General features: G+C 69.1%; 20 protein-coding genes. 13 read left to right on the top strand and 7 right to left on the bottom strand.

Annotated elements, in window-relative coordinates:
* Nucleotides 1-61: 61 nt before the first annotated feature.
* The 6 genes from ACZ6DT_RS30595 (at nt 62) to ACZ6DT_RS30570 (ending at nt 5,986) form a co-directional block, all read left to right on the top strand.
* Nucleotides 62-1,108, top strand: coding sequence for a sensor histidine kinase (locus ACZ6DT_RS30595; protein ID WP_465601898.1), 1,047 nt, complete (start codon nt 62-64; stop codon nt 1,106-1,108).
* The gene (locus ACZ6DT_RS30590; RefSeq protein WP_465601896.1) at nt 1,105-1,875 is read left to right on the top strand and encodes a LytR/AlgR family response regulator transcription factor; all 771 of its coding nucleotides are present in this window, start codon (nt 1,105-1,107) and stop codon (nt 1,873-1,875) included. The genes ACZ6DT_RS30595 and ACZ6DT_RS30590 overlap by 4 nt, the downstream gene beginning before the upstream one ends.
* Nucleotides 1,872-2,219, top strand: coding sequence for a hypothetical protein (locus tag ACZ6DT_RS30585; RefSeq protein ID WP_465601895.1), 348 nt, complete (start codon nt 1,872-1,874; stop codon nt 2,217-2,219). Before ACZ6DT_RS30590 ends, ACZ6DT_RS30585 begins: the two co-directional genes overlap by 4 nt.
* Nucleotides 2,219-3,952, top strand: a complete 1,734-nt coding sequence (locus tag ACZ6DT_RS30580; RefSeq protein ID WP_465601894.1) for a sodium/solute symporter — start codon at nt 2,219-2,221, stop codon at nt 3,950-3,952. Before ACZ6DT_RS30585 ends, ACZ6DT_RS30580 begins: the two co-directional genes overlap by 1 nt.
* 67 nt (nt 3,953-4,019) lie before the next feature.
* Nucleotides 4,020-4,361, top strand: a complete 342-nt coding sequence (locus ACZ6DT_RS30575; protein ID WP_465601893.1) for a DUF485 domain-containing protein — start codon at nt 4,020-4,022, stop codon at nt 4,359-4,361.
* Nucleotides 4,358-5,986, top strand: a complete 1,629-nt coding sequence (locus tag ACZ6DT_RS30570) for a solute symporter family protein (protein WP_465601891.1) — start codon at nt 4,358-4,360, stop codon at nt 5,984-5,986. The genes ACZ6DT_RS30575 and ACZ6DT_RS30570 overlap by 4 nt, the downstream gene beginning before the upstream one ends.
* 58 nt (nt 5,987-6,044) lie before the next feature.
* Here the strand turns inward: ACZ6DT_RS30570 and ACZ6DT_RS30565 are convergent, their stop codons facing one another.
* A complete protein-coding gene (locus ACZ6DT_RS30565; RefSeq protein ID WP_465601889.1) occupies nt 6,045-6,788 on the bottom strand; it encodes an isocitrate lyase/PEP mutase family protein in 744 nt (247 codons plus the stop codon).
* Nucleotides 6,785-7,249 carry a carboxymuconolactone decarboxylase family protein gene (locus tag ACZ6DT_RS30560; protein ID WP_465601887.1) on the bottom strand — a complete coding sequence of 155 codons (465 nt, stop codon included), beginning with the start codon at nt 7,247-7,249 and terminating at the stop codon, nt 6,785-6,787. The genes ACZ6DT_RS30565 and ACZ6DT_RS30560 overlap by 4 nt, the downstream gene beginning before the upstream one ends.
* Nucleotides 7,250-7,295: 46 nt before the next feature.
* Between ACZ6DT_RS30560 and pdxR the strand changes: the two genes are divergently transcribed.
* Complete coding sequence (pdxR, locus tag ACZ6DT_RS30555) at nt 7,296-8,675, top strand: MocR-like pyridoxine biosynthesis transcription factor PdxR (RefSeq protein WP_465601886.1); 1,380 nt, start codon at nt 7,296-7,298, stop codon at nt 8,673-8,675.
* A gap of 75 nt (nt 8,676-8,750) precedes the next feature.
* On the opposite strand, the gene ACZ6DT_RS30550 is transcribed toward pdxR, so the two are convergent.
* Entirely contained in the window at nt 8,751-9,431 is a 681-nt protein-coding gene (locus tag ACZ6DT_RS30550) for a peptidylprolyl isomerase (RefSeq protein WP_465602071.1), read from the bottom strand.
* 146 nt (nt 9,432-9,577) lie between these two features.
* Between ACZ6DT_RS30550 and ACZ6DT_RS30545 the strand changes: the two genes are divergently transcribed.
* The 3 genes from ACZ6DT_RS30545 to ACZ6DT_RS30535 all read left to right on the top strand — a co-directional run bounded on the left by ACZ6DT_RS30545 (nt 9,578) and on the right by ACZ6DT_RS30535 (nt 10,644).
* Nucleotides 9,578-10,165 carry a hypothetical protein gene (locus ACZ6DT_RS30545; RefSeq protein WP_465601884.1) on the top strand — a complete coding sequence of 196 codons (588 nt, stop codon included), beginning with the start codon at nt 9,578-9,580 and terminating at the stop codon, nt 10,163-10,165.
* A 126-nt stretch (nt 10,166-10,291) separates the two neighbouring features.
* Nucleotides 10,292-10,429 (top strand): hypothetical protein, encoded by a 138-nt coding sequence (locus ACZ6DT_RS30540; protein ID WP_465601883.1) that lies wholly within the window; start codon nt 10,292-10,294, stop codon nt 10,427-10,429.
* Nucleotides 10,426-10,644 (top strand): beta/gamma crystallin domain-containing protein, encoded by a 219-nt coding sequence (locus ACZ6DT_RS30535; RefSeq protein WP_465602069.1) that lies wholly within the window; start codon nt 10,426-10,428, stop codon nt 10,642-10,644. The genes ACZ6DT_RS30540 and ACZ6DT_RS30535 overlap by 4 nt, the downstream gene beginning before the upstream one ends.
* Nucleotides 10,645-10,729: 85 nt before the next feature.
* Here ACZ6DT_RS30535 and meaB read toward each other — a convergent pair whose 3' ends face one another.
* Both meaB and ACZ6DT_RS30525 read right to left on the bottom strand, forming a co-directional pair.
* Nucleotides 10,730-11,698: a methylmalonyl Co-A mutase-associated GTPase MeaB gene (gene meaB, locus ACZ6DT_RS30530; protein WP_465601881.1), complete on the bottom strand. Its 969-nt coding sequence runs from the start codon at nt 11,696-11,698 to the stop codon at nt 10,730-10,732.
* A gap of 5 nt (nt 11,699-11,703) precedes the next feature.
* Nucleotides 11,704-12,885, bottom strand: coding sequence for an acetyl-CoA C-acetyltransferase (locus tag ACZ6DT_RS30525; protein ID WP_465601879.1), 1,182 nt, complete (start codon nt 12,883-12,885; stop codon nt 11,704-11,706).
* A 131-nt stretch (nt 12,886-13,016) separates the two neighbouring features.
* Between ACZ6DT_RS30525 and mce the strand changes: the two genes are divergently transcribed.
* Nucleotides 13,017-13,466 carry a methylmalonyl-CoA epimerase gene (gene mce / locus ACZ6DT_RS30520; RefSeq protein WP_465601877.1) on the top strand — a complete coding sequence of 150 codons (450 nt, stop codon included), beginning with the start codon at nt 13,017-13,019 and terminating at the stop codon, nt 13,464-13,466.
* Here mce and ACZ6DT_RS30515 read toward each other — a convergent pair.
* Together ACZ6DT_RS30515 and ACZ6DT_RS30510 are read right to left on the bottom strand one after the other, a co-directional pair.
* Nucleotides 13,460-14,023 carry a TetR/AcrR family transcriptional regulator gene (locus tag ACZ6DT_RS30515; RefSeq protein ID WP_465601875.1) on the bottom strand — a complete coding sequence of 188 codons (564 nt, stop codon included), beginning with the start codon at nt 14,021-14,023 and terminating at the stop codon, nt 13,460-13,462. The two genes, mce and ACZ6DT_RS30515, sit on opposite strands and share 7 nt — an antisense overlap.
* A 16-nt stretch (nt 14,024-14,039) precedes the next feature.
* Nucleotides 14,040-14,408 (bottom strand): SPW repeat protein, encoded by a 369-nt coding sequence (locus ACZ6DT_RS30510; RefSeq protein WP_465601873.1) that lies wholly within the window; start codon nt 14,406-14,408, stop codon nt 14,040-14,042.
* Nucleotides 14,409-14,611: 203 nt separating this feature from the next.
* Here ACZ6DT_RS30510 and ccrA point away from each other — a divergent pair, with 203 nt between their 5' ends.
* Both ccrA and ACZ6DT_RS30500 read left to right on the top strand, forming a co-directional pair.
* On the top strand, nt 14,612-15,961 hold the full coding sequence (gene ccrA, locus ACZ6DT_RS30505) for a crotonyl-CoA carboxylase/reductase (protein ID WP_465601871.1): 1,350 nt from the start codon (nt 14,612-14,614) through the stop codon (nt 15,959-15,961).
* Nucleotides 15,962-16,038: 77 nt separating this feature from the next.
* A complete protein-coding gene (locus ACZ6DT_RS30500) occupies nt 16,039-17,175 on the top strand; it encodes a chromosome segregation protein (RefSeq protein ID WP_465601868.1) in 1,137 nt (378 codons plus the stop codon).
* The last annotated feature ends 21 nt before the right edge of the window (nt 17,176-17,196 follow it).

Below are 17,196 nucleotides of genomic sequence, written 5' to 3'. Positions count from 1 at the left end.
ACCGCCGAAACCCGCGCCGACGTTAGGATCCAGTCCTCGACGTCGCGGAGGGAGGTGGCCGATGAGCACCCGGCTGCCTTGGCGTCCCGCCGCGAGCGCGGATCCGGTGCCGGTGCTCGCCGCCGCCCAGCGCGTCTCCGACGATCTCATGGACGGCCTCGCCGGGCCCCGCGCGCGTCACGCCACGCACGGCCTCCGCCGCTTGTTCGGCGTCCCCGGCCTCGGGCTGACCGACCTTTCCGGCTCGCTGATCTGGTCCGGCCGCCCGGCGGCGGACGACGTCGTCGTCTCGGCGCTCGACGAGGTCCTCCACTCCGAGACGCCGGTGTCCGAGCCCGGGCTGCTGGCGCTGCCGCTCCACGTCCACGACGAACTGGCCGGCGTTCTCCTGGTCACCGAAGGCAAGACCGCCGTCGCCCGCCAGGCCGTCGAACTCGTGGTCCACGCGCTCGAACGCGGCAGGCTGGAAGCCTCCGCCGAGCAGGCCGCGGAGGCCGAACTGCGGGCGCTGCGGGCCGAGATCTCGCCGCATTTCGTCTACAACGCGCTCACCGTGATCTCCTCGCTGGTCCGCTCCGACCCGGATCGCGCCCGCGACCTGATGCTCGACTTCGCCGAGTACACCCGCTACAGCCTCGCCCGGCACGGCGAGTACACGATGGTCGCCGAGGAGTTCCGCGCCGTCGAGACGTATCTGGCGTTGCAGCGCGCGGTGCTCGGCGAGCGGCTGCGGGTGCAGGTGCGGGTCGCGCCGGAGGTGCTGGCCGTCGCGGTGCCGTACCTCGTGCTGGAACCGTTGGTGGAGAACGCGATCCGGCACGGAATCGAGCCACGCGCCGAGGCGGGGTTCATCCAGGTTCAGGGAATGGCGGAAGGGAACGACTGCGTGATCAGCGTCGAGGACGACGGTGTCGGCATGGACCCCGCGCGCGCGGCGGCGATCCTGGCCGGACGCGGCGACGACGGCGGCGTCGGGCTGGCCAATGTGGACAGAAGGCTGCGCAACGTCTACGGGCCGTGGTACGGCCTGACGGTCGAGACCGAGACCGGCGCGGGTACCAGGGTCGTGGTGCGCGTGCCCCGATTCCAGCCGGGGGTGCTGCCGTGACGAACGGGCTGCGGGTACTGGCGGTCGACGACGTCCCACCCGCTCTCGACGAGTTGTGCAGTCTGCTGCGCGAAGCACCCGAAGTCGCCGAGGTGGTCGCGGCCGGTGACGCGCTGAACGCGCTCAAGCTGTTGCAGGGCGGTCATTTCGACGCCGTCTTCCTCGACATCTCCATGCCGGGGCTCGACGGGCTCGAACTCGCCTCGCTGCTGGCGCGGCTCAACCAGCCGCCGGTGATCGTGTTCGTCACCGCGCACGACGGTCACGCCGTGGCCGCGTACGGGATCGGCGCCGTCGACTACCTGCTCAAACCGGTCCGCGCGGAACGACTGTCCGCCGCACTGTCCAAAGTGGTCCGTATGGCGGGCAACCAGGCCGACGAGCCGAAACCGGCGCCGGACGCGATGTCCGCGCTGCCGGTGGAATCCGGCGGGCGCACACGATACGTCCGGCGCGACGACGTCCAGTTCGTCGAGGCGCACGGCGACTACGTCCGGCTGCACACCAAATCCGGCGTCCACGTCACACGCATGCCCATCTCCCGGCTCGAAGAGTACTGGGAGGGAACGGGTTTCACCCGCGTGCACCGGGGTTTCCTACTCGCCGTGGACGCGGTGCTCGAACTGCGCAGCGACACCACGGGCGGGCTGCTGGCGCATACCGAAGCGGGCGACGTGCCGGTGAGCCGCCGCCACGCGCGCGACCTGCGCGACCGGCTCCTCGCCGCCGCGCAACGCGGCGAACTCGGCCGGGGAGGCCGCCCTTGAGCCGCGTCAAACGGGTCGCCGTCACCAGCCCGCAGACCCGGCTCGCGCATTCGCGGCGCCGTGCGCGCGGACGCTGGCGTGTCCCCCGGCTGGCCGCGGGCGACGCCGAACGCGCGGACGCGCTTTACCGGGCCCAGCGCCGTCGCGGGCTCCCCGCCCTGGCGGGGATGTTCGGGCTGGTGTTCGGGCTCCCGCTGGTGTTCGGGGTGTTCCCGGGGCTGGATTCGGCGCGGCTGCTGAGTATCCCGGTGTCCTGGCTGATGATCGCGATCCTCCCGTATCCGGCCATGGCACTGCTTTCGTGGTGGCAGTTGCGCCGCGCGGAAAAGATCGAGGACGACTAGTGGTCGCCGCACTCTCGGTGGCCCCCGTCGTGCTGATCACGCTGCTGATCGGGCTGCGCGGTGTCGCGGCCATGCGCACGACGTCGGACTTCCTCGTCGCCTCGCGGCGGATCTCGCCGCTGGTCAACTCGGCCGCGGTCTCCGGCGAATACCTGTCCGCGGCGTCGTTCCTCGGGGTGGCGGGGCTGGTGGTGAAGGACGGCGTCGGCGCGCTCTGGTACCCGGTCGGGTTCACCGCCGGGTACATCGCGATGCTGGTGCTCGTCGCGGCGCCGATGCGGCGCTCCGGCGCGCTCACCGTCCCGGACTTCGCCGAAGCGCGGCTGGCCTCCCCCGCCCTGCGCCGCCTCGCCGCGGTCGTCGTCCTCGTGATCGGAACCCTTTACCTGGTCCCGCAGTTCCGTACCGCGGGGCTGGTGCTGACCGCCGTCGGCGGCACGCCGTACTGGGTCGGTGTCGTCATCGCGGGTGCCGCCGTCAGCGCGACACTGGCGCTCGGCGGGATGCGCGCGGCGACCTATGTCCAAGCCTTCCAGTTCGTGCTGAAACTGCTGTTGTTCATCGTCCCCGCGATCTGGCTGGTTTCCCAGGTCTCCCCGGAGGAACGGTCGGCAGCGGTGCACCCGGTGGAGTTCACCCACTTCGCCCGCGACACCCGGCTGTCCTTCGAGATCGACGTGACACTGACCCTGCGCGAGCCGACCACCCTGCTCACCCCGGAGAAGCACGTCGTGCCGCCGGGGGAACTGCTGGCCAGGAGCGGGCAGACACTGGAATTCGCCGAGAGCACACCGGTTCCCGCCGTCCGGGGTGGTGCCCCGCTGGGCGGGCCGGACTGGCAACGGCCGTTGCTCGACCTCGGCGACCAGGGCTATCCGCTGCTCGGCACGTGGGCGATCCTGATCGCCACCATGCTCGGCACCATGGGCCTGCCGCATGTCCTGATGCGCTTCCACACCAGCCCGGACGGCCGCGCCGCGCGCCGCACCGCGGCGATCACCGTCGCCCTGCTCGGCGTCTTCTACCTGTTCCCAGGGGTTTACGGCGTTCTCGGCCGGGTGCTGGTGCCCGAACTGTACGTCTCCGGCGCGACGGACACCGTCGTCGTCGCGCTGCCGGCGCAGGTCGACGACGGCTGGGCGGGGTCGCTGTTCACCGGACTGCTGACGGCGGGGGCGTTCGCCGCGTTCCTGGCGACGTCGCTCGGGCTGCTGCTGGTGATCTCCGGCGCGGTCGCGCACGACCTGGCGCCCGGCGGCCTGCGGAGACTGCGCTGCTCGGTGCTCGGGGCGGCGGCGGTGATGGTCCTGCTCGCGCTACCGTCGGCCAGATTGGACGCGGGCGTCCTCGTCACCTGGGGTTTCACCGTGGCCGCGTCGACGTTCTGCCCGTTGCTGGTACTCGGCATCTGGTGGAACCGGCTCACCGCCGCGGGCGCGATCTGCGGCGTCCTCGCCGGGCTCGTCGCGTCTTCGGGCTCGATTCTGGTGGCACTGTTCGTGCCGAGCCTGAGCGGTCTGCCCGCGATCCTGGTGTCGCAGCCGGCGCCGTGGTCGGTTCCGCTGGCATTCGGCGTAATGATCGTGGTTTCCTTGCGGGGCAGGCCACCCGCCTGGTCGACGGCCGCCATGTTGCGGCTGCATCTGGACGATCGCACAGCCGAGACCCCTTCGTCGTGGCCGGACCACCGTTCGTCGACCGTTCGTCGTCTCGGCGGACGTTCGAACCGCTGAAGGTTCCGGTCTCCTTGACCTCTCCTTAACGTGTCGCGGAACACATTCACGGCGCGAGGAGAGCACGATGAGTACCGAAACGAACGCTCCCGGTCCGCCTGAAACGGACTGGGACAAAGCCCACGACAGCCCCGAATTCAAGGAGTTGCGTGCGCGGCTGCGCCGGTTCGTGTTCCCGGTCTCGGCGCTGTTCCTCGTCTGGTACCTGCTCTACGTGCTGCTCGCCGACTACGCGCACGGCTTCATGAGCACGAAGCTGGTCGGCAACATCAACGTCGGCCTCGTCTTCGGTCTGCTGCAGTTCGTTTCGACCTTCGTGATCACCGGGCTCTACGTCCGCTACGCGAACAAGAAACTCGACCCCATCGCGGAGAAGATCCGCACGGACCTCGAGAGTGAGACCAAATGACCCTCGCCGCCGGAGTCGAGGGCAGCAGCCCCGTACTCAACATCACCATCTTCGGCCTCTTCGTGGTCGTCACGCTGTTCGTCGTGTTCCGGGCCAGCCGCAACTCGAAGACGGCGTCGGACTATTACGCCGCGGGCCGCGCGTTCACCGGTCCGCAGAATGGCGTCGCCATCGCGGGCGACTACCTGTCCGCCGCGTCGTTCCTCGGGATCGCGGGCGCGATCGCCGTCTACGGCTACGACGGTTTCCTCTACTCCATCGGCTTCCTGGTGGCATGGCTGGTGGCGTTGCTGCTGGTCGCGGAACTGCTGCGCAACACCGGCAAGTTCACCATGGGCGACGTGCTGGCGTTCCGGATGAAGCAGCGCCCGGTGCGGGCCGCGGCGGCGACGTCCACCCTGGCCGTCTCGTTCTTCTACCTGCTGGCGCAGATGGCCGGGGCCGGTGGTCTCGTCGCGCTGCTGCTCGGGATCGAGAGCAAGGCAGGGCAGGCCGCGATCATCGTGATCGTCGGCATCATCATGATCGCCTACGTGCTCATCGGCGGGATGAAAGGCACCACCTGGGTCCAGATCATCAAGGCCGCGCTGCTCATCGTCGGCGCGCTGGTGATGACGCTGTGGGTGCTGGCCATGTACGGCTTCAACCTTTCCTCGCTGCTGCAAGGTGCCGTGGACCGGGCGGGCAGCGCCGGTGAAGCGCTGCTCGGGCCGGGCAACCAGTACGGCAAGACCGGCACCACCAAACTGGACTTCCTGTCGCTGGGCATCGCGCTGGTCCTCGGCACCGCGGGCCTGCCGCACGTCCTGATGCGCTTCTACACGGTGCCGACGGCGAAGGAAGCCCGTCGTTCCGTGGTGTGGGCGATCGCGCTGATCGGCGTCTTCTACCTGTTCACCCTGGTGCTCGGCTACGGTGCCGGCGCGCTGGTCGGCGCGGACAGGATCAAGGCAGCGCCCGGTGGCGTGAACTCGGCGGCTCCGCTGCTGGCGCTGGAACTCGGCGGACCGGTCCTGCTCGGCCTGATCGCGGCGATCGCCTTCGCGACGATCCTCGCCGTGGTCGCGGGTCTGACGATCACGGCGTCGGCATCGTTCGCGCACGACGTCTACGCCAACGTGATCAAGAGAGGCAAGGCGTCCCCGGCCTCGGAGGTCAAGGTCGCCAGGATCACCGCGCTGGTGATCGGCGCGGTCGCGATCCTCGGCGGCATCCTCGCCAACGGACAGAACATCGCGTTCCTGGTGGCGCTCGCGTTCGCGGTGGCGGCGTCGGCGAACCTGCCGACGATCCTGTACTCGCTGTTCTGGAAGCGGTTCAACACCCAAGGCGCGCTGTGGAGCATCTACGGCGGGCTCGCGGTCTGCATCGTGCTGATCGTCTTCTCGCCCGCGGTCTCGGGTAAGCCCGTCGACGCCAAGACCGGGAAGAGCGCCTCGATGATCCAGGGCGTCGACTTCCACTGGTTCCCGCTGGACAACCCGGGCCTCGTCTCGATCCCCGTGGCGTTCTTCCTCGGCTGGCTCGGCACCGTGCTGTCCAAGGAGCACAACCAGAAGAAGTACGCCGAGATGGAGGTCCGCTCGCTCACCGGCGTGGGTGCCGAAAAGGCCGTCGCCCACTAGGCGCCGGGACGGTGCGGCCGGCATCCGACGCCCCCGGCCGCACCGTCCCGGTTTTCCTTCAGTAAGGCAGCTTCCCCGCCGCCAGTTCGTCCAGTTTCGCGCGAAGATCGGCGCGGACCGACTTCCACAGCCCGGTGCCCAGCGAGATCCGCGCCACCCCCAGTGCGGCGAGCGCGGAGAGATCGGGGCCTCCGGGCACCGGGGAAGCGTTGACCGCCCCCGGCGCGACCGCCCGCACGAAATCGCCGAGCACGTCCGGCGATTTCACCATGATCGGGTAGACGCAGTCCGCCCCGGCTTCGAAGTACGCCTTGGCCCGCAAGATCGCGTCGTCCAGTACGGCCCGCTCGTCGGACGCGCCGAGGAAGACGTCGACGCGGGCGTTGATCACCAGCGCGTCTCCGGTCGCCTCGCGCAACTCCGCGATCCGTTCCGCCTGCGCCACCGGCGAACGAACGCCGCCCGAAGCGTGGTCGGTGTCCTCGTAGTTGCAACCGACGGCACCCGCTTCGGCCAGTCTCGCCGCGAGTTCGCCCGCTTCGAGCCCGTACCCGCCTTCCGCGTCGACAGTCACCGGAACCGAGACCGCCCGCGCGATCCTCGACGCCGCCGCGAACATTTCGTCGACCGGCGCGTCTTCCCCGTCGTCGTACCCGAGGATCTTCGCGACGGCGAAGGAACTCGTCGCCACGACCGGGAACCCGGCGGCTTCGACGAGACGCGCGCTGTCAGCGTCCCACGCGTTCGGCAGGAGCAGCGGCGTACCCGCGACGTGCAGTTCCCGCAGCCGCGCCGCCGTCATTCGGCGCGCTCGGGCAGCGGCGCGTGGCTGGTCACGCACATCCGGTTCCAGCTGTTGATCGCGATGGCCTCCCAGACGACGGCGCGGTACTGCTCCTCGGTGAAGACGCGGGTGGCCTCTTCATAGACGTCGTCCGGCACGTCGTGCACGGTCGCCACGTTGGTGATCGCCTCGGTGAGCGCGAGCGCGGCGCGCTCCTGCTCGGTGAACAGCTCGGTCTCGCGCCAGCCCTGAAGCACGAACAGCCGCCGCGGCGACTCGCCCATCTGCAGCGCTTCATGAGAGTGCATGTCGAGGCAGAAAGCGCAGTGGTTGATCTGCGACGACCGCATCTTGACCAGTTCGAGGATCTTCTGGTCGACACCGGCGTTGGCGGCGGCCTTCTCGACTTCGGCCTGCAGCTTCGACATGGCCTGGTAGATCTCGGGCACTCGTTTGCCCACATGGATTCGCTCGGTCATACCGTCGAATCTAGCGGCGACTGGCCCACGAGTATGGTCCAGTCGCATGGCAGAATCATGGTCCAGTTCGGGAATGGACGTCCATCTGGACTGGCGTCCCGAAAGCGGCCGGACCGGGCTCGCCACAGCGATCCGGGCGGCCATCCGGGAGGGACGCTGGCAGGCGGGTGCCGCGGTGCCCTCGACCAGGGCGCTGGCGCAGGACCTCGGGGTGGCCAGGGGCACGGTCACCCGGGTCTACTCCGACCTCGCCGCCGAGGGATACCTGCGGACGGCGCAGGGCGCGCCGACCCGCGTCGCGACGGCGGGCGCGCTGCCCGCCTCTCCGCCGCGGCCCGTCCCCCGCGACCCCGCGCCGCGCTGGGATCTGCGCCCCGGCAGGCCGAACCTGTCATCGTTCCCCCGCTCCGCCTGGCTCGCGGCGACCCGCCGGGCACTGCACCGGGCACCGATGTCGGCGTTCGACTACACAGCCGAGTCCGGCGCGCCGGAACTGCGGGAGACGCTCGCCGCGTACCTGGCCCGCAGCCGCGGCGTGGTCGCCGATCCCGAGCGCATCCTGGTGTGCGCCGGGTTCTCGCACGCGATCGCGATCCTGGCGCGGGTCCTGCACGCGCGTGGCGCGGACGAGATCGCCTTCGAGAACCCGTCACTGCACATCTACCGGAACATCGCCGCCTGCAACGGTCCCCGGGTGACCGGCGTCCCGGTCGACGACCACGGGATCACGGTGTCCGCTTTGGACAGTCCGGCGGTCGTGGTCACCCCGGCGCACCAGTACCCGCTGGGTGTCACCCTCGCGCCAGGGCGACGGGCGGAACTCACCCGCTGGGCGGAGGAAACCGGCGCCGTCGTCATCGAGGACGACTACGACGGCGAATTCCGGTTCGACCACCAGCAGGTCGGCGCGTTGCAGGCGCTGGCGCCCGAACGGGTCGTGTACGTGGGTACGACGAGCAAGACGCTCGCGCCGTCGCTGCGACTGGGCTGGATGGTGCTGCCGCGGTTCCTGGTCGAACCGGTACGCGCGGAGATGGCCGCGAGCGGGGCCCGGCCGGCCCTGCTGGACCAGCTGGCGATGGCCGAACTGATCGAATCGGGCGCCTACGATCAGCACATCCGCCGCTGCCGCGCCGAGTACCGCTCCCGGCGGGACCGGCTGCTCGCCGCTTTGCCGGATTCCGTGCTGCCACAGGGGATCTCCGCCGGGCTGCATCTGGTGCTCCAGTTTCCCGGTGACCTCCCCGGGGAGATGGAGGTGCTGGCCGCCTGCCGCCGCCGAGCGATCGGGCTCGAAGGGCTCAGCGGTCACGGGATCGGCGAGCCGCAACGCGAAGGGCTCATCATCGGATACGGCGCCGCCGCGAAGCACGCTTTCGGCGGCGCCATCCAGGCCCTGCGCGAGGCCATCTTCGAGGTCACCTAATCCCCGCGTTTCGTCCTCTGAATGCGGTGGTTCGTTACGCGTACTACCGCATTCAGAGGACGAAACGCGTGGGGATCAGCAGAACCAGGGGCGCGCCCGGAGGATGTCGGTCTTCAGCACGGGGGCGCCGTCGACCGGGGCGGGGTTCTCCGGCGTCGGCTTGATGCCGCCGGCGGCGACGTCGTCGAGGGTTTCGAGGCCTTCGTGCCCGACAGTGCCGAAGATCGTGTAGTTCGGACGCAGCGCGGAGTCGCCGTACACGACGAAGAACTGGCTGCCGTTCGTCGCCGGGCCCGCGTTGGCCATCGCGAGGACACCGCGCGAGTACACCTTGCGCTCGCCGGTCGGGTCGGTCGGCGCGGGCGGCAGGCCCACGGGCAGTTCGTCCTTGTACTTGTAGCCGGGGCCGCCCTCGCCGGTGCCGCTCGGGTCACCGCACTGCAGCACCTTCAAGGTCGGGTACGCCGTCAGCCGGTGGCAGGTCGTGCGGTCGTAGAACCGGTGCTTCGCCAGGTGCAGGAAGCTCTGCACCGTGCACGGCGCCTTCGCCCGATCGAGGGTCAGGTCGATCTTGCCCTGATTGGTCTTCAGCTGCACCGGCACCTTGCCCCGATCCGGCGTGCGACGGGGGTCCGGCGGCAACGGGACCGGCCGCGCGGCCGGCTCGTCCGGCGTCTGCGTGTACTGGCACGGCCCCTTCGTGATTTTCGGCGGCGCGCCCTCCGCGGACGCCGTTCCGGTACCGGCCGCGAGCATCAGCCCGGCACCCAGCACTGCCACAAAGACCTTCGCGATCCTCTGCACGGTTCCTGCCTCCCAGCCGTGGACGAAGAAGAGAGCATAGGGTGAATCCCCACCGCTCACACAGGTCCGGAAGTAGGTCCGCGGTTAGGGTCGGAACCGTGGAGATCGCCGAACGACACCAATGGCAGCTGAACGCCCTGACCTTCCTGTACGCGTACACGCAGTATGTCCTCGTGCACGAACGGGTCATGGCGGGGCTGCCGCCGGACAAGCCGGCCGAACTCGACAAACCGCGCATGCTCAGGCTCGCCAAGGTCGTCGACGACATGATCCTCGACTTCCGCAAGGAGGACGGGCTGACCGATCTCGAACGGCGGCGGGTCATCCGCCTCGCCAGGGAGATCAAGGCACACGTCCGGGAGAAGTGGCCGCCTCGCGACCCGTCGTTCACCGAGTGGATCGCCTCGGCCGCGGCGCACTTCTACTGCGAGGAGCACATCAACAACGGCTACGTCCGGATGGGCCGCGTCTTCGACCCCGACATGGCCGACAGTTTCCTGGAGCGCGTCGAGTTCTGCCGGGGGCAGACCGTCACGATCACGAACTACGCCAACAAGGTGGCCGACGGCGAGCAGCTCACCTACGGCGAGACGAACCAGCTCGAGGCCTGGAAAGAGGACGCGATCGCCCATTTGGACAACCTCGACAGCGATTTCGGCGACATCAAGATGTACGTCGAATTCTGACCGCTGCCCTCAAGGTCAGACTTGACTGTCCCGACGCTCCGGGAAATTGACAAGCGCCGCCGGTGATCGAGATGCTCGTTCTCGCCCGATGCACCCTCCTTTTCACATTCGCTGAGGGAGAACTCCGTGATCTCGAGCAAGAAGACGGCCCGGCGCATCCTGGCAGCGGCGGCCGCCGCTGCCGCCGCGTTCAGCCTGCTCGTGCCGACCGGCACGTCGTTCGCCATCGACCACATCCCCTGTCGTGACGGGAGAACTTCCTGAAGATCTGGTCGCACCTCGGCGGGAGCAGCGGCGTCGACTGCTACGCCAACCGCGGGCGGATCAGCTTCGGGGGCTGGTGGATCGACCGGATCTACACCGGCAACAACGACCTGATGTACTACGACAGCAATGGCGCCGACGTGAGAATCAACCGGTGGACCGATATCGGTTTCCCGAATCGGCCGCCGAAGGTCCGCGTCATCGAGATCCTCTGACCGAAACGGGCGTCGTGAGTGGCGATCAGGGTTAGAACACGAATCGCCACTCACGACCCCCGCGACCCGACGGCGTGAACCGTCCTTACGAGTCGCGAAGGTCTTTGATGAGTTCTTCGGCCGCCGCGAACGGGTCGAGCGTCCTCGCCACCACACGTCCGGCCAGTTCGGTGAGCCGGTCGCCGGAGCGCAGGTCGACGAGATCCGCGCGCAGCCGCTGTACGGCGATCGCCTCGACCTCGTCACGGGCTCGCGCCGTGCGACGACCGGGCAGTTCGTCGCGCTGGACCAGCCAATCGTGGTGTTCGTCCAACGCTCGGACGACGTCTTCGACGCCTTCGCCCCGTGAAGCCACCGTCCGCACGATCGGCTGACGCCAGCTCGGACCGCGAATCTCCCGGCGTACCAAGGAGATCATCTGCTTGAGGTCGTGCACGGTCGCGTCCGCGCCGTCGCGGTCGGCCTTGTTGACCACAAACACGTCCGCGATCTCCAGCACCCCCGCCTTGGCCGCCTGGATCCCGTCGCCCATTCCGGGCGCGAGCAGGACCACCGTGGTGTCGGCCAGTTTCACGACGTCCACTTCGGACTGACCGACGCCGACGGTCTCGATCAGCACGACGTCGAAACCGGCCGCGTCGAGCACCCGGACCGCCTGCGGAGTCGCCCACGAAAGTCCGCCGAGATGTCCGCGGGTGGCCATCGAACGGATGAACACGCCGGGATCGGTGGCGTGCTCGGTCATCCTGATCCGGTCACCGAGCAGCGCGCCGCCGGAGAACGGCGACGAGGGGTCGATCGCCAGGACGCCGACCCTCGACCCCTTCGCCCGCAACGCGGTGAGCAACGCGGACGTCGATGTCGACTTGCCGACACCGGGCGGGCCGGTCAGCCCGATGACCCGCGCGTTGCCCGTGTGCGGCGTCAGCTTCGCCGCGACTTCGGGCAACCGCGGATGGGCGTCCTCGACCAGCGACAGCAACCGGGCGATCGCGCGGGGGACGCCGTCCCGCGCGCGATCGACCAGTTCGTCGATGTCCAGCTGTACCGGCAAGGGCTTTACGGGACGCGGAGCAGCAGCGCGTCGCCCTGGCCGCCGCCACCGCAGAGAGCGGCCGCGCCGAGGCCGCCACCGCGTCGGCGGAGTTCGTGGATCAGGTGCACGGCGAGCCGAGCGCCGGACGCGCCGATCGGGTGACCGAGCGCGATGGCGCCGCCGTCGACGTTCACCTTGTCCGCGCTGACGCCGAGCTTGTCACCGGAGACGAGGCCGACGGCGGCGAACGCCTCGTTGATCTCGATGAGGTCGAGCGCGTCCGCGGTCAGCTTCTCCTTGGCGAGCGCGGCCAGGATCGCGTTCGACGGCTGCTCGTGCAGGCTCGCGTCCGGGCCGGCGACCACCCCGTGCGCGCCGATCTCGGCGAGCGGCGTCAGCCCCAGTTCCTCGGCCTTGGCCTTGCTCGCGACGATGACCGCGGCCGCGCCGTCGGAGATCTGCGAAGCCGAACCGGCGGTGATCGTGCCGTCGGAGGCGAATGCCGGGCGCAGCTTCGCGAGGCCTTCCGCGGTGGTGTCGGCGCGGACGCCTTCGTCCTTCGAGAAGATGATCGGGTCGCCCTTGCGCTGCGGGATCGACACCGGCGCGATCTCGGCGTCGAAGCGGCCCTCCGCGATGGCGGCGGCGGCACGCTGGTGCGAGCGCGCGGAGAACTCGTCCTGCTGCTCGCGGGTGATGCCGTAGCGGCTGTTGTACTTCTCCGTGGACGAGCCCATGGCGACCTGGTCGAAGGCGCAGAAGAGACCGTCGTAGGCCATGTGGTCGACGAGTGTGGTGTCGCCGTACTTGAAGCCCGCGCGGGACTTCGGCAGCAGATGCGGCGACTGGGTCATCGACTCCTGGCCGCCTGCCACGATCAGGTCGAACTCACCCGCGCGGATGAGCTGGTCGGCGAGCGCGATGGCGTCGAGACCGGAAAGGCAGACCTTGTTGACGGTCAGCGCCGGGACGGTCATCGGGATACCGGCGGCCACCGCGGCCTGGCGGGCCGGGATCTGGCCCGCACCGGCGGTGAGCACCTGGCCCATGATCGTGTACTGGATCGCGTCCGGCGAGACACCGGCCTGCTCCAGTGCCGCCTTGATGGCGAATCCGCCGAGTTGTGCGCCCGAGAAGTCCTTCAGGGAACCGAGCAATCGCCCGATCGGTGTACGGGCGGCACCCAGGATCACGGAACCGGACACGGCGTCCTCCAAGCATCGGCGCAAGGGCAAAGGGGGTCTTCGCGACCATACCCGGGTCGCGGGTCTCTTGATGGAGCCAGTGTGAGGCGGCGCACGCCGGTCAGCCCGCGCGCGCACCTATCCTGCTCTGCATGAACCAGGCGCTGAAACCGTTCGTGACGGCCATCGACCACGTCGGCATCGCGGTACCCGACCTCGACGCCGCGATCGCCTTCCACGCCGAGCATTTCGGCTTGGAGGTCGCGCACGAGGAGGTCAACGAGGAGCAGGGCGTCCGCGAAGCGATGCTGCGCGCGCCGGGCACCGCCGGGACCGAGACCGCGATCCAGCTCCTCGCGCCGCTGCGCGAGGATTCCGCGATCGGCAAATTCCTCGCGAAGAGCGGCCCCGGCCTGCAGCAGCTGGCATATCGAGTGTCCGATGTGGACGCCGCCGCGGCGGCGCTGCGCGCGCGGGGCCTCCGGCTGCTCTACGACGAGGCGAAGCGCGGCACTTCCGACAGCCGGGTGAACTTCGTCCATCCGAAGGACGCCGGCGGCGTGCTGGTGGAACTGGTCGAGCCCGCGAAGGAAGGTCACTGACCTCGCGTCAACGCTTCCGCGATGAAGAGGACCTCGCGATCGATCTCGGCGGGGTCGCCGTCCTCGGTGTGCCGCGCCGTCGCGTGACGGTGGCTGACCGCCCGCGCGAGCAGTCCCGACGCCGAATCGACGTCGGCGATCGCGAGTTTGCCGCCGGTCGCGGCGACGATCACCGCCTTCACCTGCCGGACCAGTTGCTGGAACCGGTCGGCCAGCGCGTCGCGGACCGCGCGGTGCGTGTCGGCCTCGCGCCACAGCAGGTGTGACAGCGCCAAGGAGCGGTTGAACCGTCTGTCGAGTTCCACGACGAGGCCGCGAAGACTGCCCGCGAGGTCGCCGGGGACGACCACGACGGCAGGTTCGATCCTGGCATCCGGCAGTTCGGCGACCAGCGCTGCCAGCAGATCCGACTTACGCCGGAAGTAGTAGTGCACCAGGCCTTTCGGCACGCCCGCCCGCTCCGCGATCCGCGAAGTGGGCGTGGCGTCGAAACCGGATTCGGCGAAAAGCGCCTCCGCGGCCCGCAGGATGCGCTGTTTCGCCGAATCCTCTTTCACGCCGTTTCCTCCTGGGTCAGTGTTGCCCCGCCGTCCGGTGCGTCGCCTGGGCGATCGGCATCGCCGCCGCCCCGGCCACCACGGTCAGGACGCCGCCGATCCAAGCGGTCCAGGACGCGCCCATGAAGTCGGCGTATCCCATCACCCAGGGCGAAATGAACAGCAGCGCGCCCAAGACGATCTGGATGCCTTCGCCGTAAACCATGCCAGGCATCGCAAGCGACGCGAGACCGTCGAGGGCGATCAGAACGCCGAGGATGACGAGCGACCACATGGCGGTGTTGTTTGTGGTCATCCAGAGGGGTGAAAGCGCGACCACGACACCGATGACCACCTCCGCCCAGTCATGGGGACGGGTCCAAGGGCGCGTCGTGGGTTCGTTCATGCGTGCTCACCTCCGCGAATCGGCTGAACCTGCAGGTCGGAGAGATCTCCACCGCCGATGGTCCACTTGATTGGCCAGCCGGTCAAGACCGGCCGATAACACTTCGGGATGTGTACGTGCTCCACGTCTCGTACAGTTGTGAACCTGGTTACCGGTGAGTAATTTGTTGCGCCTACGCCGTCCCCCCAATCGCGGAGGTTTCGATGACGCAGATCGGCGACATCCAGCAGGCCATTCTCAACGATGACCTCGGCGCCGTGGCGTCGCTCGACGTGCCGGAGTCCTATCGCGGGGTGACCGTGCGCAAGGACGAGGCAGGCATGTTCGAGGGCCTCGAAAGCCGGGACAAGGATCCGCGCAAGTCGCTGCACGTGGACGAGGTCCCGACACCGGAACTCGGCCCCGGCGAGGCGCTGGTCGCGGTCATGGCCAGCGCGATCAACTACAACACCGTCTGGACCTCGATCTTCGAACCGGTCTCGACCTTCAAGTTCTTGGAGCGCTACGGACGGCTTTCGCCGCTCTCGAAGCGCCACGACCTGCCCTATCACGTCGTCGGCTCGGACCTGTCCGGCGTCGTGCTGCGTACCGGCCCCGGCGTCCACAACTGGAAGCCGGGCGACGAGGTCGTCGCGCACTGCCTCAACGTCGAACTCGAGGGCCCGGACGGGCACAACGACACGATGCTCGACACCGAGCAGCGGATCTGGGGTTTCGAGACGAACTTCGGCGGGCTCGCCGAGATCGCGCTCGTGAAGGCGAATCAGCTGATGCCGAAGCCGGGCCACCTCACCTGGGAGGAAGCCGCCTCCCCCGGTCTGGTGAACTCCACGGCCTACCGCCAGCTCGTCTCGCGCAACGGCGCCGACATGAAGCAGGGCGACGTCGTGCTGATCTGGGGCGCTTCGGGCGGCCTCGGTTCCTACGCCACGCAGTACGCGCTCAACGGCGGCGCGATCCCCGTGTGCGTGGTCTCCAGCCCCGAAAAGGCCGAGATCTGCCGGAAACTCGGCGCGGAGCTGATCATCGACCGGAGCAGCGCCACTGGTGAGGGCTACAAGTTCTGGAAGGACGAGCACGACCAGGACCCGAAGGAGTGGCAGCGGTTCGGCAAGAAGATCCGCGAGCTGACCGGCGGCGAGGACCCGGACATCGTCTTCGAGCACCCTGGCCGCGAGACCTTCGGCGCGTCGGTCTACGCCGCGCGCAAGGGCGGCACGATCGTCACGTGCGCGTCGACGTCGGGCTACCTGCACCAGTTCGACAACCGCTACCTGTGGATGAACCTCAAGCGGATCATCGGCAGCCACTTCGCCAACTACCGCGAATCGTGGGAGGCGAACCGGCTGATCGCGAAAGGTCTGATCCACCCGACGCTGTCGAAGACCTACGCCCTCGAGGACACCGGGCAGGCCGCGCTGGACGTCCACCGCAACGCGCATCAGGGCAAGGTCGGCGTGCTCGCCCTTGCGCCGGAAGAGGGTCTGGGCGTCCGGAACCACGAGCTGCGCGAAAAGCACATCGACGGGATCAACGCGTTCCGGAACGTTTAGCGCGCCAGAACGCGCTTTCGCCGCGCGTTGCGTGGGTGCTCACCCTTCCGTGACTCCAGCTCGACTACGGTAGAAGGATGAGCCTTGGCGAGGAACGGGAGCTAGTGCCGCTGGGAGCCGGCTTCGACGTGGCGAAGCGCGGTTACAGCCGTGCGCAGGTCGACGAACATCTCGAACGGCTGGACGCCGATCTGAAGATGCTCACCGCCGATCGCGATGCCGCCATCGGGCAAGCGGGCGACCTGGCACGGCAGCTGGAGATCGCGCGCGGCGAGATCGCGGACCTGCGTGGGCAGGTCGACCGGCTCGCCCAGCCGCCGACGAGTGTCGAAGGCCTTTCCGAGCGCCTGCAGCGCATGTTGCGGCTCGCGCAGGACGAGGCCGCCGACACCAAGGCGCGCGCGGAAGCCGAAGCTGGGCACATCCGCGCGAAGGCGGAGACCGACGCGAGCGCCATGCGTGCCCGCTATGAGCAGCTGCTCAACGAGCTCGACCTCCGTCGCAAGGAGATGGAGGCCGAGCACCGCGGTGTGCTCGAGAAGGCCCGCGCCGAGGCGAAGGACATCGTCGACAAGGCGAAGGCCGAGCGCGACAAGCTCGACGCCGAGTCGCAGCAGCGCCGCACGCAGGTCGAAGAGGACTTCGAGATCGCGATGGCGTCGCGCCGCGCCGAGGCCATGCACGCGCTGGCCGAGCAGGAGGCCGCGAGCAAGGCCGAGGCCGCCCGCCGCGTCCGCGAGGCCACCGAGGACGCCGCCGCCATCCGCGCGAAGGTGCTCGAAGAGGAGACGGCGGCCAAAGCCGACATCGAACGCCGTCAGCGGGAGTCCGTCGCCGACGCCAACAAGCGCAAGCAGGACTCGATCACCGAGGCCAACGCCCGGCTCGCCGAGGCGGCCGACGAGGCACGCCGCCGCGTCCGGCAGGCCACCGAGGAATCCAACCGGCGGATCACTCAGGCCACCGAACGGGTGGAAGCGCTCCGCAAGGTGCGCTCCAGTCTCTCCGAGCAGGTCCGCACCGCGCGGACCGCGCTCGCCGAGGCGACGCACGTGCTCGGCGGCGAACCGCAGGTCCCGGCGGAACTCAAGGCGAAGCCGTCGCCCGATTCGGAAGCCACTGTGCAGTTGCGGGCGGCCGATGTGCCGAAGGCCACATCCGGCGCGAGGCCTTCACCACGACCTGCGGCAGCGCGGAAACCGACTGGCGAGTAACCTTCTCACCCGACCGCTCTC

This window comes from Amycolatopsis sp. NPDC041971 (genome assembly GCF_055588925.1).
Note: the sequence above shows the minus strand (reverse complement) of the source record. Positions and strands in the feature narration are given on the sequence as shown.

Excerpts from the sequence above, each read along its gene's own strand:
- ACZ6DT_RS30510 (WP_465601873.1), bottom strand. The coding sequence starts at position 14,408 with ATGAACGAACCCACGACGCGCCCTTGGACCCGTCCCCATGACTGGGCG.
- mce (WP_465601877.1), top strand. The coding sequence starts at position 13,017 with ATGAACCAGGCGCTGAAACCGTTCGTGACGGCCATCGACCACGTCGGC.
- ACZ6DT_RS30575 (WP_465601893.1), top strand. The coding sequence starts at position 4,020 with ATGAGTACCGAAACGAACGCTCCCGGTCCGCCTGAAACGGACTGGGAC.
- pdxR (WP_465601886.1), top strand. The coding sequence starts at position 7,296 with ATGGCAGAATCATGGTCCAGTTCGGGAATGGACGTCCATCTGGACTGG.
- ACZ6DT_RS30570 (WP_465601891.1), top strand. The coding sequence starts at position 4,358 with ATGACCCTCGCCGCCGGAGTCGAGGGCAGCAGCCCCGTACTCAACATC.
- ACZ6DT_RS30565 (WP_465601889.1), bottom strand. The coding sequence starts at position 6,788 with ATGACGGCGGCGCGGCTGCGGGAACTGCACGTCGCGGGTACGCCGCTG.
- ACZ6DT_RS30550 (WP_465602071.1), bottom strand. The coding sequence starts at position 9,431 with ATGCTCGCGGCCGGTACCGGAACGGCGTCCGCGGAGGGCGCGCCGCCG.
- ACZ6DT_RS30560 (WP_465601887.1), bottom strand. The coding sequence starts at position 7,249 with ATGACCGAGCGAATCCATGTGGGCAAACGAGTGCCCGAGATCTACCAG.
- ccrA (WP_465601871.1), top strand. The coding sequence starts at position 14,612 with ATGACGCAGATCGGCGACATCCAGCAGGCCATTCTCAACGATGACCTC.
- ACZ6DT_RS30500 (WP_465601868.1), top strand. The coding sequence starts at position 16,039 with ATGAGCCTTGGCGAGGAACGGGAGCTAGTGCCGCTGGGAGCCGGCTTC.
- ACZ6DT_RS30595 (WP_465601898.1), top strand. The coding sequence starts at position 62 with ATGAGCACCCGGCTGCCTTGGCGTCCCGCCGCGAGCGCGGATCCGGTG.